Genomic DNA, 24,725 nt, shown 5'->3' on the forward strand with positions numbered 1-24,725 from the left:
TTGAGTGCCCACACAGATTGTCTGATAAATTGTTAAAGAGCAGTGCAACGCGGCTTTCGCTCACCGTTGCGAGGTGGCGTATATTACGCTTTCCTCTTTCAGAGTCAACCCGTTATTTCAGGATTTTTTCTCTTCAACCGACCGGGTTGTTTGTGAAGTGATTCACATCCGCCGTGTCGATGGAGGCGCATTATAGGGGGCCGCCGAGGAATGACAAGCGGAAAAATGCATTTTTATTTCAACCGCTCATCTTTTCGCCAAAAAGGCTATTTTTGGTGCTTTTTAATCTCTTTTGGCAGATCGGCCAGACTATTAATCACCCAATCCGCTGCATTTTCTGCTTCTTGCGTTACTGGCTTACCGGTGCGGACTAATATTTTGGTCCCTACACCCGCTGCTGCTGCTGCCTGCATATCTTCCAGTTTATCGCCCACCATATAAGAAGCAGACATATCAATGTGCAGGAACTCCTGCGCAGAGATGAACATCCCCGGATGCGGCTTACGGCAATCACAGGTCTGGCGATACGCTTCTACCGTTCCCTGCGGGTGGTGCGGACAATAATAGATGCCGTCGAGATCCACGCCGCGGTCGGCCAGCGACCAGTCCATCCATTCCGTCAGCGTCTCGAACTGCGCTTCGGTGAATTTACCGCGTGCAATACCGGACTGGTTCGTTACAACTACCAGCGCATAGCCCATCTCTTTCAGCTGGCGCATGGCATCTATTACGCCCTCGATAAACTCGAACTCATCAATCTCATGGACATAACCGTGATCCACATTAATAGTGCCGTCACGATCGAGAAAAATTGCGGGTACTGATTTTGCCACCGGTTTGCTCCTGAAAAAGGCATGTTCGACTAGTATCTCATGAATCGCAGCGCAATAAAGTGCTCATCATACAGAGTTGGATTGATTTAGACGTCTGGATGCCTTAACATCCGTTTTGTTTACGGTCATCACCCGTATCTGGCAGAAGAAAATGCCACGGCTAACTTACATACGATAAAAATAATCTAATGATTAAACTTTCCAATATCACCAAAGTGTTCCAGCAGGGGAACCGAACCATTCAGGCGCTGAACAACGTCAGTCTGCATGTTCCTGCTGGTCAAATTTATGGCGTCATTGGCGCATCGGGTGCAGGTAAAAGCACGCTGATCCGTTGTGTTAACCTGCTTGAGCGCCCAACCCAGGGCAGCGTAGAAGTTGGCGGCCAGGAACTTACCGCCCTTTCAGAAAAAGAACTCACCAAAGCGCGTCGTCAGATTGGCATGATTTTCCAGCACTTTAACCTGCTGGCCTCCCGCACCGTGTTCGGCAATGTTGCCTTACCGCTTGAGCTGGATAACACGCCGAAAGAAGAAGTGAAGCGTCGCGTCACCGAGCTGCTCGACCTCGTGGGTCTGGGCGATAAACATGATAGCTACCCGGCAAATCTGTCCGGTGGGCAAAAACAGCGTGTGGCCATTGCCCGCGCGCTGGCAAGCAATCCTAAGGTACTGCTGTGTGATGAAGCCACCAGCGCACTGGATCCGGCCACCACGCGTTCGATTCTGGAACTGCTGAAAGACATTAACCGTCGCCTGGGCCTGACGATCCTCCTTATTACGCACGAGATGGACGTGGTGAAACGCATCTGCGACTGCGTGGCGGTCATCAGCAATGGTGAACTGATCGAGCAGGACACAGTAAGTGAAGTGTTCTCGCATCCGAAGACGCCGCTGGCACAGCAGTTCATCCAGTCCACCCTGCATCTCGATATTCCGGAAGACTATCTGGAGCGTTTGAAAACCGAATCCACCGCAGACAGCGTCCCGATGCTGCGCATGGAGTTCACCGGTCAGTCCGTTGACGCTCCCCTGCTTTCCGAAACCGCGCGTCGCTTTAACGTGAACAACAACATCATCAGCGCGCAGATGGATTACGCCGGTGGCGTGAAGTTCGGCATCATGCTGACAGAAATGCACGGCACACAAGAAGAAACCCAGGCCGCGATTGCCTGGCTGCAAGAACACCATGTAAAAGTAGAGGTACTGGGTTATGTCTGAGCCGATGATGTGGCTGCTGGTTCGCGGCGTTTGGGAAACGCTGGCAATGACCTTTGTCTCTGGCTTCTTTGGTTTTGTGATTGGCCTGCCGGTCGGCGTATTGCTGTACGTAACGCGTCCGGGTCAAATCATTGAGAACGCGAAACTGTACCGTACGCTCTCTGCGCTGGTGAACATCTTCCGTTCTATCCCCTTCATTATTCTGCTGGTGTGGATGATTCCGTTTACCCGCGTGATCGTCGGAACGTCTATCGGTCTGCAGGCAGCGATCGTTCCGCTGACCGTAGGGGCTGCGCCGTTTATCGCCCGTATGGTGGAAAACGCCCTGCTGGAAATTCCAACCGGTTTGATCGAAGCTTCCCGCGCGATGGGCGCAACACCGATGCAGATCGTGCGCAAAGTCCTGCTCCCGGAAGCACTGCCAGGCCTGGTGAATGCGGCAACCATCACGCTCATCACCCTGGTCGGTTATTCGGCAATGGGTGGTGCAGTTGGCGCGGGCGGTTTAGGTCAGATTGGTTACCAGTACGGCTATATTGGATATAACGCTACCGTGATGAATACCGTTCTGGTATTGCTGGTTGTTCTGGTTTACTTAATCCAGTTCTCTGGCGATCGCATCGTCCGGACCGTTACTCACAAATAACGTTACACACAACACAAACTCTACGAGTTAAGGATAAAACATGGCGTTTAAATTAAAGACCTTTGCAGCAGTAGGCGCGCTGATCGGCTCTCTGGCACTGGTGGGTTGCGGTCAGGACGAAAAGGATCCAAACCACATTAAAGTGGGCGTTATCGTGGGTGCAGAACAGCAGGTTGCTGAAGTTGCTCAGAAAGTGGCAAAAGAGAAATATGGCCTGGACGTTGAGCTGGTGACCTTCAACGATTACGTTCTGCCGAACGAAGCGCTGAGCAAAGGCGATATCGACGCGAACGCCTTCCAGCATAAGCCATACCTGGACCAGCAGATCAAAGATCGTGGCTATAAACTGGTGGGTGTCGGTAACACCTTCGTTTATCCAATTGCCGGTTACTCTAAGAAAATTAAATCGCTGGACGAACTGCAGCCGGGCTCTCAGGTAGCCGTGCCTAACGACCCAACCAACCTTGGTCGCTCCCTGCTGCTGCTGCAGAAAGTTGGTCTGATCAAACTGAAAGACGGTGTTGGCCTGCTGCCAACCGTTCTGGATGTCACCGAGAACCCGAAAAATCTGAAAATTGTTGAACTGGAAGCGCCTCAGCTGCCACGTTCTCTGGACGATGCCCAAATTGCCCTGGCCGTTATCAACACCACTTACGCCAGCCAGATTGGCCTGACGCCAGCCAAAGACGGTATCTTCGTTGAAGATAAAGATTCCCCGTACGTTAACCTGATCGTGACTCGCGAAGACAATAAAGACGCGGAAAACGTGAAGAAATTCGTTCAGGCTTATCAGTCTGATGAAGTTTACCAGGAAGCCAACAAAGTGTTTAACGGTGGCGCTGTTAAAGGCTGGTAATCTCACCTCAGTGTAATATCATCAGGACGGGCTTATGCCCGTCTTGTCATTTGTGCAGTCAACTGATTCAATATCTGACGTTTTGATTATCCATTGAGGAAATATTATGCGTGCTTTACCGATCTGTCTTTTAGCACTCATGCTGAGCGGCTGTTCAATGCTAAGCAGATCTCCCGTTGAACCCGTTCAAAGCACGGCAACCCCGCCAAAAACAGAGCCTGCGAAACCAAAAGTGGTTCGCCCTGCGCCAGTTCGCATTATCACGAAAGCGGACGAACTCGTCGGTAAACCGTTCCGTGAACTGGGCGAAGTAAGCGGCGATTCCTGTCAGGCGACCAATCAGGACTCACCACCGAATATTCCGACAGCGCGTAAACGCATGCAGATCAATGCCGCAAAAATGAAAGCTAACGCGGTCCTGCTGCACAGCTGCGAAGTCACCAGCGGCACGCCGGGTTGCTACCGTCAGGCGGTTTGCATCGGTTCTGCGTTGAACATCACGGCGAAATGAGTGCATTTCAGTTCGAGCAGATAGGCGTTATCCACTCTCCCTATAAAGAGAAGTTCGCCGTCCCCCGCCAGCCCGGTCTTGTCACCAGTGGACGCGGTGAGCTTCACCTGATTGCGCCTTACAATCAGGCCGATGCGGTACGCGGGCTCGAGGCTTTCAGCCATTTATGGGTGGTGTTCGTGTTTCACCAGACGATGGAAGGCGGCTGGCGTCCTACCGTGCGCCCTCCTCGTCTTGGCGGAAATGCGAGAATGGGCGTGTTTGCAACGCGCTCGACCTTCCGCCCAAATCCGGTTGGCATGTCGCTGGTTGAACTGAAAGGCATACGCTGCCAGAAAGATCGGGTGATACTGGAGTTAGGTAGCCTGGATCTGGTCGACGGCACGCCGGTTATCGATATCAAACCCTATTTGCCCTTCGCCGAAGCCCTCCCGGACGCGCGTGCAAGTTATGCTCAGGACGCACCGCAGGCGGACATGCCTGTTTATTTTACGCCTGAGATAACCGCGCAGCTCGGTCAACTGGAGAAACGCTATCCTCGCTTACGGGATTTCATCACCGAAGTTCTGGCACAGGACCCGCGTCCGGCCTACCGTAAAGAAGAGGAAGCAGGAAAATCATACGCCGTCTGGCTGCTTGATTTTAACGTTCGCTGGCGCGTCACCGGAGCAGGTTTTGAAGTGTTTGCCCTTGAACCCAGGTAATTTTGTTCTCCTCTCTTTTGGCATCTTTGCCACACTGGTAAACTAAACCACTTTTTTTGTGTCAGGCTGGTGTTTCAGCCTGTTCCAATCGTCGAAATGGAACCGTAACAACATGCGTACTAGCCAATATCTGCTCTCCACTCTGAAGGAGACGCCTGCCGACGCCGAAGTGATCAGCCATCAGCTGATGCTGCGCGCCGGGATGATCCGCAAGCTGGCCTCCGGGTTATACACCTGGCTGCCGACCGGCGTGCGCGTCCTGAAAAAAGTCGAAAACATCGTGCGTGAAGAGATGAACAACGCCGGTGCTATCGAGGTGTCCATGCCTGTGGTTCAGCCCGCTGACCTGTGGCAGGAGAGTGGCCGTTGGGAACAATATGGCCCAGAACTGCTGCGCTTCGTCGATCGCGGCGAGCGTCCGTTCGTTCTCGGCCCAACGCATGAAGAAGTCATTACCGACCTGATTCGTAATGAGCTGAGCTCTTACAAACAGCTGCCGCTGAACTTCTTCCAGATCCAGACCAAGTTCCGTGACGAAGTTCGCCCACGTTTCGGCGTCATGCGCTCTCGCGAATTCCTGATGAAAGATGCCTACTCTTTCCATACCTCTCAGGAATCCCTGCAAGAGACGTACGACGCAATGTACGCGGCATACAGCAAAATCTTCTCCCGCATGGGTCTGGACTTCCGCGCTGTGCAGGCTGATACCGGCTCCATCGGCGGTAGCGCATCCCATGAATTCCAGGTTCTGGCGCAGAGCGGTGAAGACGATGTGATCTTCTCTGACTCCTCTGATTACGCCGCGAACATCGAATTTGCAGAAGCGCTGGCACCAAAAGAACCGCGTGCTGCGGCAACGCAAGAGATGACGCTGGTTGATACGCCAAACGCGAAAACCATTGCCGAGCTGGTTGAGCAGTTCAATCTGCCGATCGAAAAAACCGTTAAGACCCTGCTGGTGAAATCCACCGAAGGGAGCGCTTACCCGCTGGTTGCCCTGCTGGTGCGTGGCGATCACGAGCTGAACGAAGTGAAAGCCGAGAAGCTGCCGCAGGTAGCCAGCCCGCTGACGTTCGCGACGGAAGCGGAAATCCGCGCCGTGGTGAATGCGGGTCCAGGTTCACTGGGTCCAGTCAATCTGCCGGTTCCGGTTGTTATTGACCGCACGGTAGCCGCGATGAGCGACTTCTCCGCCGGTGCGAACATCGACGGTAAACACTACTTCGGCATCAACTGGGATCGCGACGTGGCGACGCCGGAAGTGGCTGACATCCGCAACGTGGTAGCAGGCGATCCAAGCCCGGACGGCCAGGGTACCCTGATGATCAAGCGCGGTATCGAAGTGGGTCACATCTTCCAGCTGGGCGATAAATACTCGCGCGCGCTGAACGCCGCCGTTCAGGGTGAAGATGGCCGTAACCAGATCCTGACCATGGGTTGCTACGGGATCGGGGTGACGCGCGTGGTAGCTGCCGCCATTGAGCAGAACTACGACGAGCGCGGCATCGTCTGGCCGGACAACATCGCGCCGTTCCAGGTTGCTATTCTGCCAATGAACATGCACAAGTCTTACCGCGTGCAGGAGCTGGCCGAGAAGCTTTATGCCGAGCTGCGCGCTCAGGGTATCGAAGTGCTGATGGATGACCGTAAAGAGCGCCCGGGCGTGATGTTTGCCGATATGGAACTGATCGGTATCCCACACACCGTCGTTATCGGCGACCGTAACCTCGACAGCGACGAGATTGAATACAAATACCGTCGCAGCGGCGAAAAACAGATGATCAAGACCGGCGACATTCTTGATTACCTGGTGAAAGCCATCAAAGGCTAAACAAAAAACCCCGCTCAGGCGGGGTTTTTTAATGGCGCTACGTCAGCTTATTTGCTGTTACAATCTTTGCCCGCAATAAATTTCGCGTCTTTATCTGCCACCAGCGTTTTCACCATCTCTCCGCTATCCGGGTTTGGCTCCAGCGTAAAGTGACCGTCCACCGTCAGCAATACCGGCTTGCTGTCATTGCCGCGCGCCACAGCGTAATCACGTTCAAGCTGCGCATTGTTTGCCACGCTGATCTTCTTGCCGGTTGCGCAGTCGGTAAAGATCGCCGCATCCGCCATATAGAAGTACATCCCCCGCATTGCCATCGGTGTGGCAGGCAGGGCCGCTTTCACCGGCGCCAGCGTGTAGTTTAACTGGGATTGAATAGGGTTACCTTCGCGGTCGAGCATCTCCATGCTGTCACCTTTAGGACGGAACCAGGTTTTCTCACCGGTGGTATCGGTCAGGACCAGCTTCTCCGCCGTACGTGCCCATGTTCCATAAGTCGCAAAAGAAGAAGGTTCTTTCGCACCCTGATAGCGCTGGTTCATTACCCAGGTGCCGTCTTTTTGCAGGAACAGGGACGTTTCAATGCCTTCACAGTCCGCGCAAGGCAATACGCCACGCCAGCTCTGCTGCATCGGTTTTAATTCTTCCGTTTGCGTGGGTTGTAAAACCTGCGTTTCGGAGCGGTTGTTACACCCGAAAAGCGCAAACAGCGTACTCACTGCCAGCGCTGACCATAATGCTTTTTTCACAATGAATTCCTTATGAAAAGTGTGTTCCCTTTCGTCACTCTGTCGGGCGACGAACTTTACCGCGTAGTGCTTTCACTGTGGATTTTTGGGCCTTCGAGGACAAACGACGCTCTTTCGATGCGCGGGTTGGCCGCGTTGCCCGGCGGCTTTTTTGTACTGCCGTTAACTCTTTGATGACCGCCACCAGCCTGGCTATCGCCGCTTCCCGGTTGAGCTCCTGGCTACGGTACTCCTGGGCTTTAATCACAATCACACCATCGCTGGTGATCAGGTGGTGGCTGGCGGCAAGCAGACTTTCTTTATAATACTCTGGCAGGCTTGAGGCCCGAATGTCAAAACGCAAATGGATAGCCGTCGACGCCTTGTTGACGTGCTGCCCACCGGCCCCCTGTGCACGGATAGCGGTGATCTCCAGCTCGTTGTCAGGAATGCTGACGCTTCGGGACAAGACGATCATGAGGCCGGTTGCCACGCCGCCAAATGAATTTCCAGATTATTCTGAGAATCAGAAAGCCAGATTGCACCGTCCTGAATCGTCGCCTGCAATACCATGGTCCGGCTGGCAAACTCGCTCAGCTGCGCCAGTTGCTCATCATCCAGATACCAGACCGTAAGATTTTTAAACTGTCCGCACTTGCTCTTGTTTTGCTGCCACCAGATCTCCGCAGCGCGCTGATTATACGCGAATAAGGCCACTTCAGCGGACTGGGTGCAGGCCTTCTTAATTCTGCGCTCGTCCGGCAGTCCGAGTTCGATCCACAAATCGATACCCAGATGATCGTTGCGCAGCCAGGCTTCAGGCTCGTCTTCTGCGCTTAAGCCACGGGTAAACTGCAGACGCTCGTCGGCATACTTCATCCACGCCAGCAGGCGCAGCATCATACGCTCCTGGGTTTCGGAGGGGTGGCGTGCCAGCGTCAGCGAGGCGTCCAGAAACTGGTTGCGATCCAGATCGGCCACATTGACCACTGCTTTATAAATTGTCGCTTTCAGCGCCATGAGAGAACTCCATTCGAATCAGGCGCCCATTGTAGCGAAAACCGCGGCAAAAGGCTGTTACGGGGTAATAAATACACCGCTATCAAGGCGCTGATATTGCTTAAATGAGTATGGTATAGTCACCTTGCTAAACCGAGTTTATCTTCGTAGGCTTAATGATATCTCACAGTAAGTCAGTGCGCTGGCGGGAGGGGATGTGAATAATTATTGTGAGTTAATTCGCAAACGGTATGCGGAAATCGCCAGCGGAGATCTGGGGTATGTCCCGGACGCGTTGGGCTGTGTATTGAAAGTGCTTAATGAAGTGGCCTCTGATGAGAGCCTTTCAGAGTCGGTCAGGGAAAAAGCAGCGTATGCTGCGGCGAATTTACTGGTGAGCGATTATGTCGATGAATGATACTTATCAACCCATCAATTGTGATGACTATGACAACCTCGAACTCGCCTGCCAGCATCATTTATTACTGACGCTGGAGCTAAAAGATGGCGAAGTGTTGAAGGCGAAAGCCAACGATCTGGTTTCACGTAAGAATGTGGAATACCTGATAGTGGAAGATGCCGGTGCGACGCGTGAGCTGCGTCTGGATAAAATAGCCAGCTTCAGCCACCCGCAAATCGGCACCGTCGTGGTGAGCGAATCCTGATGACATTAACGGGCAGCCAGGCTGCCCGTTACGCTTTCTGCCACTCAAACCTGGCACCCTCTTCTGACCACCCCTCTTCCGTGATGAAAACTCCTGCCGCAGCGATAAGCGTTTCACCGTAGAACAGCAGTGGCGTGGTGTCGCGCAGCCACGGCGGCACGTTACACTCCTGCCATATTTTCTTCAGCTTCCGCCCCCCGTTGCGCCCGACGATATGCAGCATTCCGCCAGCCTTAAAGCGCACGGTGACCGGTTCACCGGGCTTCGGCAACCTCACATGACCAGACGGCAGGAGAGAGACGCGTCCTGCCTCACAGGGCAATACCAGCGGTGCGTCAGGTGAAAGCCAGTCGAGCACCACATCGGTCAGTGAGGGCGTGGATTTTATCCACCAGAGTTCCCCTTTATAGCGTCTTACGTCAAAACCGTTCAGGTGGACACACGGGGAAGCATCATCCCGCGCCAGCGCGACTTCGTCCCAGATGCGGCTCAGCATCGCCCGCGACGGCATCGCAGCGTGATGACAGGCCAGCCAGCGTCGTATCAGTGCGGCGCGACGCACCGGGCTCATCGCTGTCAGCGGTGCAATGGCCAGCGCTCCGTCTTTAGAAATCAGTTCAGCTAGCTCGTCGCTCAACAGCTCGTCCAGCAGCGATTCCTGTTCGGCGCACAGCATGGCGCTTCTTGCCGTCGCGTCGGCGAAATGCGGCCAGCGCTCGCTTAAAAGCGGGAGGACGCGCAGACGCAGAAAGTTACGGTCATAGCCGTCATCCTGGTTGCTCTCATCGTCAATCCAGCTCAGATGATGTTCTCGCGCCCAGGCCTCAAGCGAGGCACGCGTCTCGCCGAGTAGCGGACGCAGTAACGTTGTGCCGGCAAATGCAGAACGCGCCGGCATGGCTGACAGCCCCGCCGGTCCGCTGCCCCGCTTAAGCGCCAGCAGAAAGGTTTCACACTGATCGTCCAGATGCTGGGCCGTGACCAGCGCTTCTCCAGAACGTAACGCCCCGGCAAACGCGGCATATCGGGCTTTACGCGCCTGCGCCTCGATGCCCAGCCCTTCCTCCGCAAGCGTGACGCGCTCAACGATGAACGGGATAGCCCAGGCCGCACACAAGGCTTCGCAGTGCGCCACCCACTCCTCTGCGTGAGGACTTAATCCGTGGTGAATATGCATCGCCCGAAGCTGGACGTCAGGTTCCCGGTCGCGCCAGCGTTTAAGACGATGGAGCAGAACGGTGGAATCCAGGCCACCGCTAAACCCCACCAGCAGCTGGCGGTACGGTGAAACGGCGTGTGCGATAGCGGGTAAGGTCATAGGGAATTACACATAAAAAATGCCCGAACTGAGCGGGCATTATCACACAGGACGAAGATTACTGCTGATAAAGCTCCAGCGGCAGGCCGTCCGGATCGTTGAAAAAGGTAAAGCGCTTGTCGGTGAACGGATCGACGCGGATCGCTTCACACGTCACGCCGTGCGCTTCCAGATGTTTGACTGCGCAATCCAGATCATCGACGCTGAAGGCAAGGTGGCGCAGGCCGCATGCTTCCGGACGGGACGGACGCGCAGGCGGAAAAGGAAAAGAGAACAGCTCAATCACATACTGCCCGTTTAACGCCAGATCGCCCTTCCAGGAGTCGCGCTCTTCACGGTAGGCCTCGCTCATGAGCGTAAAGCCCAGGATGTCGCAGTAGAAGGCCTTACTTTTCGCGTAATCGGTCGCAATGATCGCAATATGATGAACAGCTTTTAAACCCAGCATAGCTTCTCCTTTTTATGATGCCTGAACGTTACAACCGAAAACCCGCACCTTGCAAGCGGTCACCCTTATTTTAGGACTCGCACCCAGTAAACGCCGTTCTCATCGCGCTTCGCACCGTGAATATCCGTCTCAAAACCGGGATAGTGACGCCCTACCGAACAGAGCATCAGCAGGAAATCGAGCACGGCCCGACTCTCCTCGGTAATCATCTCTCCTGGCATCAGGAGCGGAACGCCCGGCGGGTAAGGCAGGATCATGTTGGCCGATACGCGCCCGACCAGATTTTCCAGTTCGACGGTTTCGACCTCCCCTTTCACCTGGCGCTGCCAAGCCTTGTGCGGGGTTAATTTCATCTCCGGTAACACATCGAACGACTGAAGCATCAGACGCGGCAGATCGTGCTGACGGATCAACCTATGGATCCCCAGGGCCAGATCCTGAATACGCATATTGCGATAGAAGTCAGGATCCTCCGCGTAGAGATCCGGCAGCATGTTCTTCACCCGCAGGTTAAGATCGTAGGCGCGCTTAAACTCCATCAGACCGCGCAACAACCCCATCGCCCGCGTTTTATCAATACCAATACTGAACAGGAACAGCAGGTTATAGGGGCCGGTTTTTTCCACCACCACACCCCGTTCATCAAGGAATTTCGCGACCAGCGCGGCCGGAATACCTTCTTCACTCATCTTGCCCTGCTCATCCATGCCCGGCGTCAGGATTGTTACTTTTACCGGGTCGAGGAACATATGGTCGCTATCTGCATCCCGGAAGCCATGCCAGTCTTCGCCGGGCGAGACGGGCCAGCACTCCGCCTCATCAATCTCTTCCGGCTGCCAGATATCAAAGAACCAGCCGTCGGCTTCATCTTTCAGCCGCTGAACCTCTTTGCGGAAATGCAGCGCGCGCTCCACCGAACGGTTGATGAGACGTTTGCCCGGGTTGCCGCGCAGCATCGCCGCGGCCGTTTCAATAGAGGCCACCAGCGGATAGCTCGGTGAAGTGGTAGTGTGCATCATAAAGGCTTCGTTGAACGTGTCTTCGTCGTACTCACCTTTGATGTGGATAAGCGAAGCCTGGGAAAACGCCGCCAGCATTTTGTGCGTCGACTGCGTTTCGAAGAACACTTTACCCGGCACGCGTTCACCGCTCATGCCGCTTTTACCCGCGTATATCGGGTGGAAGTTGGTATACGGTACCCATGCGGAATCAAAGTGGATAGACGGTACGTCCAGCGCCTTTTTGATCCAGTCTGTATTGTATAGCAGACCGTCATAGGTCGAGTTGGTGATCACCGCATGGACGGGCCAGCCTGCGCCAGGCACTGACGCGACCTTGCTTTCAATGGCTTCATGCGTGAACTCCCGGCGCGGAATGCCGCCAAGTATACCGAGCGCGTTACGCGTGGGTGACAGCCAGAGCGGTACGACGTCGCTCATCATCAGCAGGTGAGCCAGCGATTTATGGCAGTTACGGTCAATCAGCAGGGTGCTGCCAGCAGGCGCGGCGTACATCCCGACGATTTTGTTCGAGGTCGAGGTGCCGTTGGTCACCATATAGCTCTGCTCTGCGCCAAAGGTGCGGGCGATATACTCTTCGGCTTCCAGATGCGGGCCGGTGTGATCCAGCAGAGAGCCTAATTCGGTGACTGAAATCGACACGTCCGCTTTCAGCGTGTTGCCACCAAAGAAATCATAGAACAGGCAGCCCACCGGGCTTTTTTGATAAGCCGTACCCGCCATATGACCCGGCGTACAGAAGGTATATTTCCCCTCCTTCACGTAGGTGAAAAGCGCCCGGGTAAACGGTGGCGTAATGTTATCGAGATATTCATTCGTGTATTGCTGAATTCGGGTCGCAATATCGTCCGCCACGCCGAGGGAATATTCAAAGAACCACAGCGCCATACGCATATCATTGGCGCTGACGTCCATGGTGGAGTGGGTATTAATAAACGCATACAGCGGGAGGTATTCGTTCAGCTTGTTGATGTCGCTGCACAGTTCGAGATCATATTCATCCCAGTCGAAGATCACGCCGCAGATACGCGGGTTATGCTCGATGAACTTCAGCAGGTCGGCGCTGTTGTGCGGCCAGATTAGCTGATACCCGCGCGACTGCAGGGATTGCTCCAGCTCCTTAATCGGCTCATCTTTATAAAAGACGCCGTGCGGCCCCATAATGGCAATGATATTCATGGGCTTCCTCCTTAAAAAACATTAGCTAAGCATAGTCCGGCTAAACCGCAGGTATAAAAAAAGCCGCAACAGTGTGCGGCTTTTCAGATAATTGTGAAGCTTACGCGTAACCGTAGGTCATCAGACGCTGGTAACGGCGGTTGAGCAGATCCTCTTTGCTCAGCACGTCCAGATCCGCCAGGTCAGCCAGCAGCTGCGCTTTCAGAGAAGCCGCCATCACTTCCGGCTTACGATGTGCACCACCCAGCGGTTCCGGGATGATGGAATCGATCAGCTTAAGCTCTTTCAGGCGTGGCGCAATGATACCCATTGCTTCTGCAGCCAGCGGCGCTTTGTCGGCGCTTTTCCACAGAATGGACGCGCAGCCTTCCGGGGAGATAACGGAATAGGTGCTGTACTGCAGCATATTCACTTTATCGCCCACGCCAATCGCCAGCGCACCGCCGGAACCACCCTCGCCGATAACGGTACAGATGACCGGCACCTTCAGACGAGACATCTCGCGCAGGTTGCGCGCGATGGCTTCAGACTGACCGCGCTCTTCCGCGCCCACGCCAGGGTATGCACCCGGGGTATCGATGAAGGTGATGATTGGCATGTTGAAACGCTCAGCCATCTCCATCAGACGCAGGGCTTTGCGGTAGCCTTCTGGTGCTGGCATACCAAAGTTACGACGGATTTTCTCTTTGGTTTCACGACCTTTCTGATGACCAATGATCATCACCGGGCGTCCGTCCAGACGCGCGATACCGCCAACGATAGCTTTATCGTCAGCGTATGCGCGATCGCCTGCCAGTTCGTCAAATTCGTCAAACGCCAGGCGGACATAATCCAGGGTGTACGGACGCTGTGGATGGCGAGCCAGCTGGGCCACCTGCCATGCGCCGAGATCGGCAAAGATTTTGCGCGTCAGCTCTACGCTTTTCTCGCGCAGACGATGCACTTCTTCGTCGATGTTAATATCCAGTTTTTCATCCTGACGGCTTACCGCTGTCAGAGAATCGATTTTCGCTTCCAGCTCAGCAATCGGCTGTTCGAAATCAAGGAAATTCAGACTCATAGTATTCCTGTATTAGTCAAACTCCAGTTCCACCTGCTCCGAACCAATGAGGCCACGGAGATCGTTCAGTAAACGATCGCTCGGAGAGACACGCCACGTTGCACCAAAGCGCAACCGCGCACGTGCATCCGCCCTCTGATAGTAGAGATGTACTGGAATTGTCCCCGAGCGGTGGGGTTCCAGAGACTGACGGAGTCGGTTTAAAAGCTGGTCATCAATTTGCCTGTCCGTCAGCGAGATAGCAAGCCCGCGAGCATATTTTTCCCGGGCTTCGTCAATGTCCATCACTTCGCGGGCGGTCATTTTAAGCCCCCCACTGAAGTCATCAAAGCTGACCTGTCCGCTGACGATAAGTATGCGGTCTTTTTCCAGCAATTGCTGGTATTTATCCAGCGCGTCGGTGAACAACATCACCTCCAGACGCCCGGAACGGTCATCCAACGTACAGATGCCGATACGATTGCCGCGCTTGGTGACCATAACCCTTGCAGCAATCACGAGCCCCGCAGCCGTGGTGATTTTACCACGTTCTGTCGGATGCATGTCTTTAAGCCTGTGGCCGCCGACATAGCGCTCAATTTCTTTGATGTACTGGTTGATCGGGTGCCCCGTCAGGTACAAGCCTAACGTCTCACGCTCGCCATCCAGTACCACCTGTTCTGGCCACGGCTGGCAGTTGGAGTAAGATTGCTCGATCTGCTCCGGCTCTTCCGCCAGCACCCCGAACATATCCGCCTGACCAATGGCTTCCGCTTTTGCATGCTGATCCGCCGCTTTCAGCGCATCGCCGAGGGAATTCATCAGCGCGGCGCGGTGCGGCCCCAGCCGGTCAAACGCGCCGGACATGATCAGTTTTTCCAGCACGCGACGGTTCAGTTTTTTGGTATCGGTGCGGGCGCAAAGATCGAACAGCTCGCGGAAATACCCACCGTTGTTACGCGCTTCGATGATCGCCTCGATCGGACCTTCACCCACGCCTTTGATCGCGCCGATCCCGTAAACGATCTCTCCGTCGTCGTTGACGTGGAAGTGGTAGAGCCCCGAGTTAATGTCCGGCGGCAGGATCTTCAGCCCCATGCGCCAGCACTCGTCCACCAGGCCCACCACCTTCTCGGTGTTGTCCATATCGGCCGTCATTACCGCCGCCATAAATTCAGCAGGATAGTGCGCTTTCAGCCACAGCGTTTGGTACGACACCAAAGCATAGGCGGCGGAGTGGGATTTGTTAAATCCGTACCCGGCGAATTTCTCAACCAGGTCAAAGATCTTAATCGCCAGTTCACCATCAACGCCGTTTTTTCTCGCGCCTTCTTCGAAAGTACCTCGCTGCTTGGCCATCTCTTCCGGCTTTTTCTTACCCATCGCACGACGCAGCATGTCCGCGCCGCCGAGGGTATAGCCGGAAAGCACCTGGGCGATCTGCATAACCTGTTCCTGGTACAGGATGATGCCGTAGGTGGGCTCCAGCACCGGCTTCAGGCTTTCATGCTGCCACTGAACGTCCGGGTAGGAAATCTCTTCGCGCCCGTGCTTACGGTCGATAAAGTTATCTACCATCCCTGACTGTAGCGGGCCCGGACGGAACAGGGCTACCAGCGCGATCATATCTTCGAAGCAGTCGGGCTGCAGGCGCTTAATCAGATCTTTCATGCCGCGCGATTCCAGCTGGAAGACGGCGGTGGTCTCCGAGCGCTGGAGCATGTCGAAACTTTTCTTGTCATCCAGCGGGATGGCCGCGATATCCAACGGCGGCTCGCCGTTCTTCTCGCGGCGGGCGTTGATCATCTCCAGCGCCCAGTTAATGATGGTCAACGTACGCAGACCAAGGAAGTCGAACTTCACCAGCCCGGCGTATTCTACGTCGTTCTTATCGAACTGGGTAACCGGGTGCTGACCCGCTTCGTCGCAGTAGAGCGGCGCAAAGTCGGTAATTTTGGTCGGGGCGATAACTACGCCCCCCGCATGCTTACCGGCGTTACGCGTGACGCCTTCCAGCTTGCGCGCCATGTCGATCAGCGCTTTGACTTCTTCGTCCGCTTCGTAGATTTCCGGCAGCTGTGGTTCAGCCTCAAAGGCTTTTGCCAGCGTCATGCCCGGATCGGGCGGTACCAGTTTAGAGATGCGATCGACAAACCCGTACGGGTGGCCCAGCACGCGGCCGACGTCACGGATAACCGCTTTCGCCGCCATCGTACCGAACGTAATAATCTGCGATACCGCATCACGGCCGTACATATCGGCGACGTGCTCGATCACCTGGTCACGTTTCTCCATGCAGAAGTCGACGTCAAAGTCGGGCATGGAAACACGTTCCGGGTTAAGGAAACGTTCGAACAGCAGGTCGAATTCCAGCGGATCGAGGTCGGTAATTTTAAGCGCATAGGCCACAAGCGACCCAGCACCGGAGCCTCGGCCCGGTCCGACCGGTACGCCGTTATCCTTCGACCACTGGATAAACTCCATGACGATCAGGAAGTAGCCCGGGAAGCCCATCTGGTTGATCACCTGGAGTTCAATGTCCAGGCGTTCATCGTACGGCGGCCGCTTCTCTTTGCGAACGGCCTCATCCGGGAACAGAAACTCCAGACGCTCTTCCAGACCTTCTTTTGATTTTGCGACCAGGAAATCTTCCGTGGTCATGTCTCCTGTCGGGAACTGCGGCAGGAAGTACTCGCCAAGGCGGACGGTAACGTTACAGCGCTTGGCAATCTCTACGCTGTTTTCCAGCGCTTCCGGGATATCGGAAAAGAGCTCACACATCTCCTCTTCGCTGCGCATGTACTGCTGCGATGAGTAGTTGCGCGGTCGTTTAGGATCGTCCAGCGTGAAGCCATCGTGGATCGCCACGCGAATTTCGTGCGCGTCAAAATCCCCCGGCTCAAGGAACCGCACGTCGTTGGTAGCCACCACAGGCAACCCACGCTCTTCTGCAAGTGCCACAGCGGCATGAAGATAGTTCTCTTCGTCCTGACGGCCGGTGCGGATCAGCTCCAGATAATAACGGTCCGGGAAATACTCTTCATAGAACGAGAGGCATTGATCCACCAGCGCGCTATTGCCGCGCAGCAGGCATTTGCCGACATCGCCCATACGGCCACCGGAGATCAGCAGCAGCCCTTCGTTCAGCTCAGCCAGCCAGTCACGGTCGATCCACGGCCCCAGCGCACCGTATCCACGCTGGTAGGCTTTTGAGATAAGCAGAGTGAGGTTTTGATAGCCCGTGTTGTTCATCGCCAGCACGGAGATTTGCGTCATTTCATCGCCGATGAGATCGCTCTGCACATGAAAATCTGCGCCGACGATGGGCTTCATCCCTGCGCCATGCGCCGTTCCGTAGAACTTCACCAGGCCACACAGGTTGGTAAAATCGGTGATCGCCAGCGCGGGCATGCCAAGGGAGGCCGCCTTTTTTACCAGCGGCCCGGTCTTCGCCAGCCCATCGATCATGGAGTAGTCGCTATGCACCCGCAGGTGTACGAAACGTGGTTCAGCCATCTTCAGATTCCGCGTTACTTAATTGCTTGCGTATTGATTCAGGACACCCGTCCCAGCGCGCGCTTCACCGGGCCAAAGCTGCGACGGTGGTGTTCGGTTGCGCCATGTTCAGCCAGCCTTTCCAGATGGAAAGGAGTGGGATACCCCTTATGCTGGGCGAAACCATACTGAGGGTAAGTGAGGTCCAGCGCGGCCATTTCAGCGTCGCGCGTCACTTTGGCAATAATAGAAGCTGCGCTGATTTCTGCGACCCGGCTATCGCCTTTGACGACCGCCATTGAAGGCATGGGCAATGCAGGACAGCGGTTACCGTCAATCAGGACATATTCCGGGGAAATTTTCAAACCCGCTACCGCACGCTGCATCGCCAGCATTGTGGCATGCAAAATATTCAGTTCGTCAATTTCATGCGGTTCAGCGCGCCCCAGGCTCCAGGCCAGCGCCTTCTCCTGAATCTCACTAAACAGTGCCAGCCGGCACTTTTCAGACAGTTTTTTTGAGTCGTTCAGCCCGATAATCGGGCGAGCCGGATCGAGGATCACCGCGGCGGTCACCACAGCCCCCACTAACGGACCACGGCCCACTTCGTCCACGCCCGCCACAAGGCGAGTGTGAGGATAAACAAATTCCATCATTTTGCTAGCTCCAGCACCGCATCCGCCGCTTGCTCATCAGCATTACAGCGGATCAGTTGATGCAGTTCGCGGAAGGTATCGTGCATCTGGTGGCTGGTCTTGCCGTTTGCCAGCAGCGGCAGCAGTGCATCGGCAAGCGCCTGCGGCTGGCACTCATCCTGCAGCAGCTCTTTCACCAGCTCGCGTCCGGCAAGCAGGTTTGGCAGGGAGACATAATCCGTTTTCACCAGACGTTTTGCCAGCCAGAAGGTGAACGGCTTCATGCGGTAACCGACCACCATCGGGCATTTCGCCAGCATACATTCCAGCGCCGCCGTGCCGGAAGCCAGCAATGCGGCATCGCTCGCATACATCGCTTCTCGCCCTTTGCCGTCCAGAAGACGGACGTGGAGATCCGGGGCGACTTCCGCTTTGATGCGCTCAAACTGCTCGCGGCGTTTGGCATTCACCAGCGGAACAACCACTTCAAGGTCGGGATAGCTCTGGCGAAGAATTTGCGCTGTTTTGAGGAAATCGGCGCTCAGCATCTCCACTTCTGCACCACGGCTGCCTGGCAGCAGTGCCAGACAATGCACATCATGGGGGATGCCCAGCACGTCGCGCGCCGCGTTTTTATCCGGATCCAATGGCATCGCATCCGCCATGGTATGACCGATAAAACGGCACGGAACATTAAATCTGTCGTAAAACGCTTTTTCGAAAGGCAGAAAAGCCAGCACCAGGTTGGTGGACCGTCCAATTTTGAAAACGCGTTTCTGTCGCCACGCCCAGACGGACGGACTGACGTAGTGAATGGTTTTTATGCCCTGCTTTTTCAGATTCCCTTCGAGGGTAATGTTAAAATCAGGTGCATCGATACCGACAAACACATCGGGTTTGAGTTCGGTAAAACGGCGGGTGAGATCGGCACGAATGTGCAGCAAACGGCGGAGCCGTCCCAGTACCTCAACGATGCCCATCACGGCCAGCTCTTCCATTTCATACCAGGCTTCACAGCCTTCGGCCTGCATCAGCGGGCCAGCAACGCCGACAAAGCGAGCGTTGGGTACACGCGCATTAAGCGCGCGGATGAGACCTGCACCAAGAATATCGCCGGAGGTTTCTCCGGCGACCAGGGCTATCGTAAGCGGACGACTGTCGACCATTAACGAATCAGACCCCTTGTTGAACGGTCAAAGAATTCCATGAACGCGTTCACCTCCGGGTGCTTATTCGCCAGCTCGGCAATTTCCGGCTTCGCCTCTTCCAGCGTTTTACCGCTACGGTACAGCAGTTTGTACGCGTTGCGGATGGCAGTAATCGCTTCGCGGCTAAAACCACGACGCTTGAGGCCTTCGATGTTCACGCCAAACGGCGTGGCATGGTTGCCCTGCGCAATCACATACGGTGGGACGTCCTGCGCCACACCGGAGCAGCCGCCAACCATCACGTGCGCACCAATGATGCAGAACTGATGGACTGCGGTCATGCCGCCAATAATTGCGAAGTCATCAACCGATACGTGTCCTGCCAGCGTTGCGTTGTTGGCAAGAATACAGCGGTCACTCACGGTACAGTCGTGCGCGATATGCGCATTAACCATAAACAGGTTATCGCTGCCCACCTTCGTCAACCCACCACCCTGTACTGTTCCACGATGAATGGTGACGCTTTCGCGAATACGGTTACGATCGCCAATTTCCAGACGGGTCGACTCACCAGCATATTTCAGATCCTGGTTAACTTCGCCGATGGAGGCGAACTGATAGATCTCGTTATTGCAGCCAATGGTCGTATGACCATTCACGACAACGTGAGATTTCAGTACTGTACCCTCACCAATTTCGACATGGGGTCCAACAATACAAAACGGGCCAATGTGGACGTTAGCACCAATGATGGCACCAGTTTCCACAATCGCGGTAGGATGAATAAAGGCGGATTTATCAATCACGTATCAGGACTCCCGGCTACGAGCACACATCATCGTCGCTTCGCAAACAACTTTACCGTCAACCAGTGCTACGCCTTTGAAGCGAGTCAGGCCACGACGCGTTTTTTCAAAAGTGACTTCCATGATCATCTGATCACCAGGCACGACAGGGCGCTTAAAGCGCGCTTCATCAATACCCGCGAAGTAATACAGCTCACCTGGCTCCAGTTTGCCGACGCTTTTAAACGCCAGAATACCGGTAGCCTGAGCCATCGCTTCCAGAATCAACACACCCGGGAAGATAGGCTTACCAGGGAAGTGCCCCTGGAAGAACGGCTCGTTCACGGAAACATTTTTCACTGCGCGCAGAAAACGACCTTCTTCAAAATCCAGCACGCGGTCTACCAGCAGAAACGGGTAGCGGTGCGGCAGAAGTTCTAAAATCTCTTCAATATGCAGAGTATGAGTGTCAGTAGTCAAAATACTCTTCCTGTCAAAATGTACTGATAACAATAATAACACGGCCTGCCGGTTTATTAGAAAGCCGACAGGCCGGGAAAAATAGCGTTAAACGGATGACGCTTAGTCTTGTTGATCGATCTTACGCTCAAGAGACTTGAGGCGCTTGCTCATATCATCAATGTTCATCACCAGAGCTGCTGTTTTACGCCATACCTTGTTGGGCTGTAGCGGAATGCCTGAGGAATAAACGCCAGGTTCAGTGATAGGACGCATTACCATGCCCATTCCCGTCACGGTCACCTTGTCGCAGATTTCCATATGGCCATTAATCACGCTCGCACCGCCAATCATGCAATAACGGCCAATTTTCAGGCTGCCCGCCATGATGACGCCACCCGCAACCGCGGTATTGTCGCCAATCACAACGTTATGCGCAATCTGGCACTGGTTATCGATGATAACACCATTGCCAATGATCGTGTCGTCAAGCGCGCCACGGTCAATGGTGGTACAGGCGCCGATCTCCACGCGATCGCCAATAATAACGCGACCAAGCTGTGGGATCTTCACCCAGTTACCGCGATCGTTAGCGTAACCAAAGCCATCAGAACCAATCACGGTGCTGGACTGGACGAGGCAGTTTTCGCCAATTTCAACGTCATGATAAACGGACACATTGGCCCACAAACGGGTCCCTGCGCCGATTTTCGTATTTTTCCCAACGAAGCAGCCTGGGCCAATGACGACGTTATCGCCCAGCACAACGCCGGATTCGATAACCGCATTCGCCCCAACGGCGACGTTGTTACCCAGCCTGGCCGTCGCATCAATCGCTGCGCTGGCAGCAATGTTCTGGGCCGGTTGCGGCGTGGTATCAAGAATTTGAGCCATGCGTGCATACGTCAGGTAGGGGTTTTTCACTACCAGCGCGCTTACAGTGGCAAATGGAAGATCGTCCTGCGTCAGTACAACAGCTGACGCCTGGCATTGAGCCAGTTGCTCACGGTACTTAGGGCTTACCATGAAGGTAATCGTGCCAGCTTTAGCAGATTGCATGGACGCAACAGCGGTGATGACGATATCGCCATCACCGTGTAATTCTGCATCCAACTGCTGAGCTAAATCAGCCAGTCGAATTGAAGGCATTACTTATTTAACCTGTTTCAGAACATCAGCAGTGATGTCTTTAACATCTTTGCTGTTGAAAGCGACGGCGTTCGCATCAACAACCAGATCGATGCTCTGATCGGCAGCCACTGCTTTAACAGCGGTCTGAATGCGAGTCACCAGCTTGCCGCGTTCTTCGTTAGAACGACGCTGACGATCCTGCTCGAAAGCCTGCGCTTTCTGAGAGAACGCCTGGCGCTGAGCCATTACGTCTTTTTCCAGCTTGCTGCGGTCGCTTGCCTTCATGGTAGAACCATCACGCTGCAGACGCTGCATTTTGGACTGAAGATCGTTTTCCATACCCTGCAGTTCGCTTGCACGGCCTTTGAATTCGTTTTCCAGAGTCGCAGAAACACCTGTTTTCTGTGCAACCTGCTGGAACAAATTACCCATGTTGACGATTGCAATTTTGTCTGCTGCCTGAGCAGAAGTTGCCATCGCTAAACCGAGACCTGCAGCTAATAACCACTTTTTCACAATTAACTCCTTACCATCCCATTGGCACCAGAAGGTACCGTTCTTTGCGTGGCAAGGCGACCGTGTTACCGATCGCCAGTTGTCAGCGCTACACTGCCAACGCATTCCTTTGCAGCGGATTATTACCAGGTTTTACCAATGTTAAACTGGAATTGCTCCGACTTATCTCCATCATATTTCTTAAACGGCTGGGCGTAAGAGAAGACCAACGGTCCCAGCGGTGACATCCATTGTAATGCGATACCGGCAGACATGCGAATATTGCTCGGATCGCTGTAGTCAGGAATGCCTTCTGCGCGCATCTGAGCAGTATTCTGCCAGTTGGTATCCCATACGGTACCGGCATCCCAGAAGAAGGACGTACGGACCGAGTTCGCATATTTATCGCTGATAAACGGCGTTGGCGTGATGAACTCCAGGCTGGCAACGGCCATGGCGTTACCGCCCACCGCATCATTAGAGCTACAGACTTCCGAAGAGGAAGACTTATCACAGTTATCTTTGTCGTTCCCGCCGTAGTAAACCGCTTTCGGACCAATGTTGTTGGACTGGAAGCCACGAACGGTACTGGAACCACCGGCATAGAAGTTTTCATAGAACGGCAGTTCTTTGCCGCCTAAACCGTCGCCGTAGCCCCAGCGGGTACGACCCAGAACCACCCACTTATGATCGTCATCGATCGGGAAGTAGGACGCGGTATCCAGCGTGACCTTATAGAACTCGTTATCGGAGCCCGGCACGGTCACTTTACCGTTCAGGTTGACGCGAGAACCTTCCGTTGGGAAGTAACCACGGTCAAGACGGTTGTAGGTCCAGCCGTAGTTAAAGGTGAAGTCATCCGCAGCGAAGCCATTGTCATGACCAGTTTTGCTGGTTGACTGACCAATGGAGTCCAGGTAACGCCACATCGCCACCTGCGGTTGCATATTGGACAGGTCGTTATGCACGTAACCTAAGCCCGCACGCAGGGTGTTGTATTCGTTAACCGGGAAGCCAAGCGTACCGTCCACACCGTAACTCTTGTTGGTGTAAGAAGACAGATCCGCATCGTCTGCTTTAAAGTCGTTATAGAAGATACGACCGCCCAGGCTCACACCGTCAACGGTGAAGTATGGGTTCGTTACAGAGAACTCAGAGTAGGTCTGGTAGTCGTTTTTGGTGCCGTTAATCCCGACAGAGTAACCCGTACCCAGCCAGTTATCCTGCTGCACGCCGACCTGGAAGCTGACGCCGCTCTCGGTACCGTAGCCCACACCGAAGTTGAAGCTACCGGTGTTGCGCTCTTTCACTTTATAAACGACATCAACCTGATCCGGGCTGCCCGGTACGCGCTGGGTATCGGTATCCACCGTTTCAAAATAGCCCAGACGGTTCAGACGCTCTTTACCCTGATCAACGAGGTCGCTACCCAACCATGCGCCTTCCATCTGACGCATTTCGCGACGCAGAACGGAATCTTTGGAGGTGTCGTTACCGACGAAGCGGATCTTACGCACGTAGAAACGGTTGCCCGCGTCAACATTCACGTGCAGCTTAACGGTTTTATCCGCGTCATTGATTTCAGGCTGAGTCTGTACGCGCGGATAGGCATAACCATAGCGGCCGAGCAGCTTCTTAATGCTGTCTTCCATTTTGGTTACCTTGGAACCGCTATACAGGTCGCCTGGCTGAATTTTGGTCAGCGATTCGATTTCAGCAGAATGCCCGGCCAGGTTACCACTCACCTCAACACCCGAAAGCTTGTACTGCTCGCCTTCAGTGATGTTGACCGTGATGTAGATCCCTTTCTTGTCCGGCGTCAGGCTTACCTGAGTCGAGTCGATGTTGAAACGCGCATAGCCACGATCGAGATAGTAGCTGCGCAGAGTTTCAAGGTCGCCCGCCAGTTTCTGTTTCTGGTATTTGCGATCGCCTACCACGTTCCACCATGGCACTTCATCGCGCAGCTGGAAGGTGGAGATCAGTTCGTCGGTGCTGAACGCGTGGTTGCCGACAATGTTGATCTGCTGGATCTTCGCAGAAACACCTTCCTGGAAGACCAGCTTCAGGTCAACACGGTTGCGCGGCAGCGGAGTGACAACCGCTTTCACGCTGGCACTGTATTTACCGACGCTGTAGTAGAAGTCTTCCAGACCTTTTTCAATATCTGAAAGGGTTGTGCGGTCCAGGGATTCCCCCACACGAACACCGGATGCTTCAAGGTTTTGCTTGAGCATGTCATCTTTCACCGACTTGTTACCGGAGAAAGTGATACTGGCGATCGTTGGACGTTCTTTTACCTGTACCAGCAGCGTATCACCATCGCGCAGGACGCGGACATCCTCAAAGTTGCCGGTGGCAAACAGAGCACGGATGGTGTTACTGATATCATCATCATTAACCGTATCGCCGGGGCGTACAGGCATACTGAGGAGGGCCGCACCAACGGCGACACGCTGGAGGCCTTCGAAATGAATGTCTTTCACTACGAACCCGTCAGCACCGTATACGGTGGCGCTGCTAAACAGCAGCGACGCTATGAGCAACTTTTTCATCGCCATCGTTATTATGCGTTCTTCCTAAC

The 24,725-nt window shown here is 54.5% G+C and carries 24 protein-coding genes; 8 read left to right on the forward strand and 16 right to left on the reverse strand.

Annotated features, from left to right (window positions below; all coding sequences use genetic code 11):
* Positions 1–266: 266 nt before the first annotated feature.
* Entirely contained in the window at positions 267–833 is a 567-nt protein-coding gene (gene gmhB, locus AC0TNG_RS13080; RefSeq protein ID WP_473712508.1) for a D-glycero-beta-D-manno-heptose 1,7-bisphosphate 7-phosphatase, read from the reverse strand.
* Positions 834–1,021: 188 nt separating this feature from the next.
* On the opposite strand from gmhB, the gene metN reads away from it, so the two are divergent.
* The 6 genes from metN to proS all read left to right on the forward strand — a co-directional run bounded on the left by metN (position 1,022) and on the right by proS (position 6,601).
* On the forward strand, positions 1,022–2,053 hold the full coding sequence (metN, locus tag AC0TNG_RS13085) for a methionine ABC transporter ATP-binding protein MetN (protein WP_048990396.1): 1,032 nt from the start codon (positions 1,022–1,024) through the stop codon (positions 2,051–2,053).
* Complete coding sequence (locus AC0TNG_RS13090; RefSeq protein ID WP_014168730.1) at positions 2,046–2,699, forward strand: methionine ABC transporter permease MetI; 654 nt, start codon at positions 2,046–2,048, stop codon at positions 2,697–2,699. Before metN ends, AC0TNG_RS13090 begins: the two co-directional genes overlap by 8 nt.
* 40 nt (positions 2,700–2,739) lie before the next feature.
* Positions 2,740–3,555, forward strand: a complete 816-nt coding sequence (gene metQ / locus AC0TNG_RS13095; protein ID WP_014168729.1) for a methionine ABC transporter substrate-binding lipoprotein MetQ — start codon at positions 2,740–2,742, stop codon at positions 3,553–3,555.
* A 106-nt stretch (positions 3,556–3,661) separates the two neighbouring features.
* A complete protein-coding gene (gene rcsF, locus AC0TNG_RS13100) occupies positions 3,662–4,066 on the forward strand; it encodes an Rcs stress response system protein RcsF (protein ID WP_032649711.1) in 405 nt (134 codons plus the stop codon).
* Complete coding sequence (gene tsaA / locus AC0TNG_RS13105) at positions 4,063–4,770, forward strand: tRNA (N6-threonylcarbamoyladenosine(37)-N6)-methyltransferase TrmO (protein WP_032649713.1); 708 nt, start codon at positions 4,063–4,065, stop codon at positions 4,768–4,770. Before rcsF ends, tsaA begins: the two co-directional genes overlap by 4 nt.
* 112 nt (positions 4,771–4,882) lie before the next feature.
* Entirely contained in the window at positions 4,883–6,601 is a 1,719-nt protein-coding gene (gene proS, locus AC0TNG_RS13110) for a proline--tRNA ligase (protein WP_111963984.1), read from the forward strand.
* 47 nt (positions 6,602–6,648) lie between these two features.
* Here proS and nlpE read toward each other — a convergent pair whose 3' ends face one another.
* Genes nlpE through AC0TNG_RS13125 form a run of 3 tightly spaced genes read right to left on the reverse strand, consistent with a single transcriptional unit; the run spans position 6,649 to position 8,346 of the window.
* A complete protein-coding gene (gene nlpE / locus AC0TNG_RS13115) occupies positions 6,649–7,347 on the reverse strand; it encodes an envelope stress response activation lipoprotein NlpE (RefSeq protein ID WP_248166050.1) in 699 nt (232 codons plus the stop codon).
* Between the two features lie 34 nt (positions 7,348–7,381).
* On the reverse strand, positions 7,382–7,804 hold the full coding sequence (gene arfB / locus AC0TNG_RS13120; RefSeq protein WP_024907534.1) for an alternative ribosome rescue aminoacyl-tRNA hydrolase ArfB: 423 nt from the start codon (positions 7,802–7,804) through the stop codon (positions 7,382–7,384).
* Positions 7,801–8,346, reverse strand: coding sequence for a YaeQ family protein (locus AC0TNG_RS13125; RefSeq protein ID WP_473712509.1), 546 nt, complete (start codon positions 8,344–8,346; stop codon positions 7,801–7,803). Before AC0TNG_RS13125 ends, arfB begins: the two co-directional genes overlap by 4 nt.
* A gap of 196 nt (positions 8,347–8,542) precedes the next feature.
* On the opposite strand from AC0TNG_RS13125, the gene AC0TNG_RS13130 reads away from it, so the two are divergent.
* Positions 8,543–8,743, forward strand: coding sequence for a YaeP family protein (locus tag AC0TNG_RS13130; protein ID WP_008501889.1), 201 nt, complete (start codon positions 8,543–8,545; stop codon positions 8,741–8,743).
* Positions 8,730–8,990: a Rho-binding antiterminator gene (gene rof / locus AC0TNG_RS13135; RefSeq protein ID WP_024907532.1), complete on the forward strand. Its 261-nt coding sequence runs from the start codon at positions 8,730–8,732 to the stop codon at positions 8,988–8,990. The genes AC0TNG_RS13130 and rof overlap by 14 nt, the downstream gene beginning before the upstream one ends.
* Before the next feature lie 28 nt (positions 8,991–9,018).
* On the opposite strand, the gene tilS is transcribed toward rof, so the two are convergent.
* The 12 genes from tilS to bamA all read right to left on the reverse strand — a co-directional run bounded on the left by tilS (position 9,019) and on the right by bamA (position 24,702).
* On the reverse strand, positions 9,019–10,308 hold the full coding sequence (gene tilS, locus AC0TNG_RS13140; protein WP_048990385.1) for a tRNA lysidine(34) synthetase TilS: 1,290 nt from the start codon (positions 10,306–10,308) through the stop codon (positions 9,019–9,021).
* Positions 10,309–10,366: 58 nt separating this feature from the next.
* Complete coding sequence (locus AC0TNG_RS13145; protein ID WP_032649725.1) at positions 10,367–10,756, reverse strand: VOC family protein; 390 nt, start codon at positions 10,754–10,756, stop codon at positions 10,367–10,369.
* 65 nt (positions 10,757–10,821) lie between these two features.
* The gene (locus AC0TNG_RS13150; RefSeq protein ID WP_473712510.1) at positions 10,822–12,954 is read right to left on the reverse strand and encodes a lysine decarboxylase LdcC; all 2,133 of its coding nucleotides are present in this window, start codon (positions 12,952–12,954) and stop codon (positions 10,822–10,824) included.
* 100 nt (positions 12,955–13,054) lie between these two features.
* Positions 13,055–14,014: an acetyl-CoA carboxylase carboxyl transferase subunit alpha gene (gene accA / locus AC0TNG_RS13155; protein ID WP_008501895.1), complete on the reverse strand. Its 960-nt coding sequence runs from the start codon at positions 14,012–14,014 to the stop codon at positions 13,055–13,057.
* A 12-nt stretch (positions 14,015–14,026) separates the two neighbouring features.
* Positions 14,027–17,509 (reverse strand): DNA polymerase III subunit alpha, encoded by a 3,483-nt coding sequence (gene dnaE, locus AC0TNG_RS13160; protein ID WP_024907529.1) that lies wholly within the window; start codon positions 17,507–17,509, stop codon positions 14,027–14,029.
* A gap of 38 nt (positions 17,510–17,547) precedes the next feature.
* Positions 17,548–18,144, reverse strand: coding sequence for a ribonuclease HII (gene rnhB, locus AC0TNG_RS13165; RefSeq protein WP_473712511.1), 597 nt, complete (start codon positions 18,142–18,144; stop codon positions 17,548–17,550).
* Positions 18,141–19,289, reverse strand: coding sequence for a lipid-A-disaccharide synthase (gene lpxB, locus AC0TNG_RS13170; protein WP_473712512.1), 1,149 nt, complete (start codon positions 19,287–19,289; stop codon positions 18,141–18,143). The genes rnhB and lpxB overlap by 4 nt, the downstream gene beginning before the upstream one ends.
* On the reverse strand, positions 19,289–20,077 hold the full coding sequence (gene lpxA / locus AC0TNG_RS13175) for an acyl-ACP--UDP-N-acetylglucosamine O-acyltransferase (RefSeq protein WP_248166041.1): 789 nt from the start codon (positions 20,075–20,077) through the stop codon (positions 19,289–19,291). The genes lpxB and lpxA overlap by 1 nt, the downstream gene beginning before the upstream one ends.
* 3 nt (positions 20,078–20,080) lie before the next feature.
* Positions 20,081–20,536: a 3-hydroxyacyl-ACP dehydratase FabZ gene (fabZ, locus tag AC0TNG_RS13180; protein WP_010426706.1), complete on the reverse strand. Its 456-nt coding sequence runs from the start codon at positions 20,534–20,536 to the stop codon at positions 20,081–20,083.
* 102 nt (positions 20,537–20,638) lie between these two features.
* Positions 20,639–21,664 (reverse strand): UDP-3-O-(3-hydroxymyristoyl)glucosamine N-acyltransferase, encoded by a 1,026-nt coding sequence (gene lpxD, locus AC0TNG_RS13185; protein WP_032644136.1) that lies wholly within the window; start codon positions 21,662–21,664, stop codon positions 20,639–20,641.
* A gap of 3 nt (positions 21,665–21,667) precedes the next feature.
* Positions 21,668–22,162 carry a molecular chaperone Skp gene (skp, locus tag AC0TNG_RS13190; RefSeq protein WP_008501902.1) on the reverse strand — a complete coding sequence of 165 codons (495 nt, stop codon included), beginning with the start codon at positions 22,160–22,162 and terminating at the stop codon, positions 21,668–21,670.
* Positions 22,163–22,284: 122 nt separating this feature from the next.
* On the reverse strand, positions 22,285–24,702 hold the full coding sequence (bamA, locus tag AC0TNG_RS13195) for an outer membrane protein assembly factor BamA (protein WP_024907525.1): 2,418 nt from the start codon (positions 24,700–24,702) through the stop codon (positions 22,285–22,287).
* Between the last annotated feature and the right edge of the window lie 23 nt (positions 24,703–24,725).

It is taken from the genome of Enterobacter sp. PL_is514 (assembly GCF_055816715.1).

Excerpts from the sequence above, each read along its gene's own strand:
- dnaE (WP_024907529.1), bottom strand. The coding sequence starts at position 17,509 with ATGGCTGAACCACGTTTCGTACACCTGCGGGTGCATAGCGACTACTCC.
- tsaA (WP_032649713.1), top strand. The coding sequence starts at position 4,063 with ATGAGTGCATTTCAGTTCGAGCAGATAGGCGTTATCCACTCTCCCTAT.
- tilS (WP_048990385.1), bottom strand. The coding sequence starts at position 10,308 with ATGACCTTACCCGCTATCGCACACGCCGTTTCACCGTACCGCCAGCTG.
- rnhB (WP_473712511.1), bottom strand. The coding sequence starts at position 18,144 with ATGATGGAATTTGTTTATCCTCACACTCGCCTTGTGGCGGGCGTGGAC.
- AC0TNG_RS13125 (WP_473712509.1), bottom strand. The coding sequence starts at position 8,346 with ATGGCGCTGAAAGCGACAATTTATAAAGCAGTGGTCAATGTGGCCGAT.
- AC0TNG_RS13145 (WP_032649725.1), bottom strand. The coding sequence starts at position 10,756 with ATGCTGGGTTTAAAAGCTGTTCATCATATTGCGATCATTGCGACCGAT.
- proS (WP_111963984.1), top strand. The coding sequence starts at position 4,883 with ATGCGTACTAGCCAATATCTGCTCTCCACTCTGAAGGAGACGCCTGCC.
- arfB (WP_024907534.1), bottom strand. The coding sequence starts at position 7,804 with ATGATCGTCTTGTCCCGAAGCGTCAGCATTCCTGACAACGAGCTGGAG.
- AC0TNG_RS13150 (WP_473712510.1), bottom strand. The coding sequence starts at position 12,954 with ATGAATATCATTGCCATTATGGGGCCGCACGGCGTCTTTTATAAAGAT.
- rcsF (WP_032649711.1), top strand. The coding sequence starts at position 3,662 with ATGCGTGCTTTACCGATCTGTCTTTTAGCACTCATGCTGAGCGGCTGT.
- rof (WP_024907532.1), top strand. The coding sequence starts at position 8,730 with ATGTCGATGAATGATACTTATCAACCCATCAATTGTGATGACTATGAC.
- accA (WP_008501895.1), bottom strand. The coding sequence starts at position 14,014 with ATGAGTCTGAATTTCCTTGATTTCGAACAGCCGATTGCTGAGCTGGAA.
- metQ (WP_014168729.1), top strand. The coding sequence starts at position 2,740 with ATGGCGTTTAAATTAAAGACCTTTGCAGCAGTAGGCGCGCTGATCGGC.
- AC0TNG_RS13090 (WP_014168730.1), top strand. The coding sequence starts at position 2,046 with ATGTCTGAGCCGATGATGTGGCTGCTGGTTCGCGGCGTTTGGGAAACG.
- bamA (WP_024907525.1), bottom strand. The coding sequence starts at position 24,702 with ATGGCGATGAAAAAGTTGCTCATAGCGTCGCTGCTGTTTAGCAGCGCC.
- metN (WP_048990396.1), top strand. The coding sequence starts at position 1,022 with ATGATTAAACTTTCCAATATCACCAAAGTGTTCCAGCAGGGGAACCGA.
- lpxD (WP_032644136.1), bottom strand. The coding sequence starts at position 21,664 with ATGCCTTCAATTCGACTGGCTGATTTAGCTCAGCAGTTGGATGCAGAA.
- lpxB (WP_473712512.1), bottom strand. The coding sequence starts at position 19,289 with ATGGTCGACAGTCGTCCGCTTACGATAGCCCTGGTCGCCGGAGAAACC.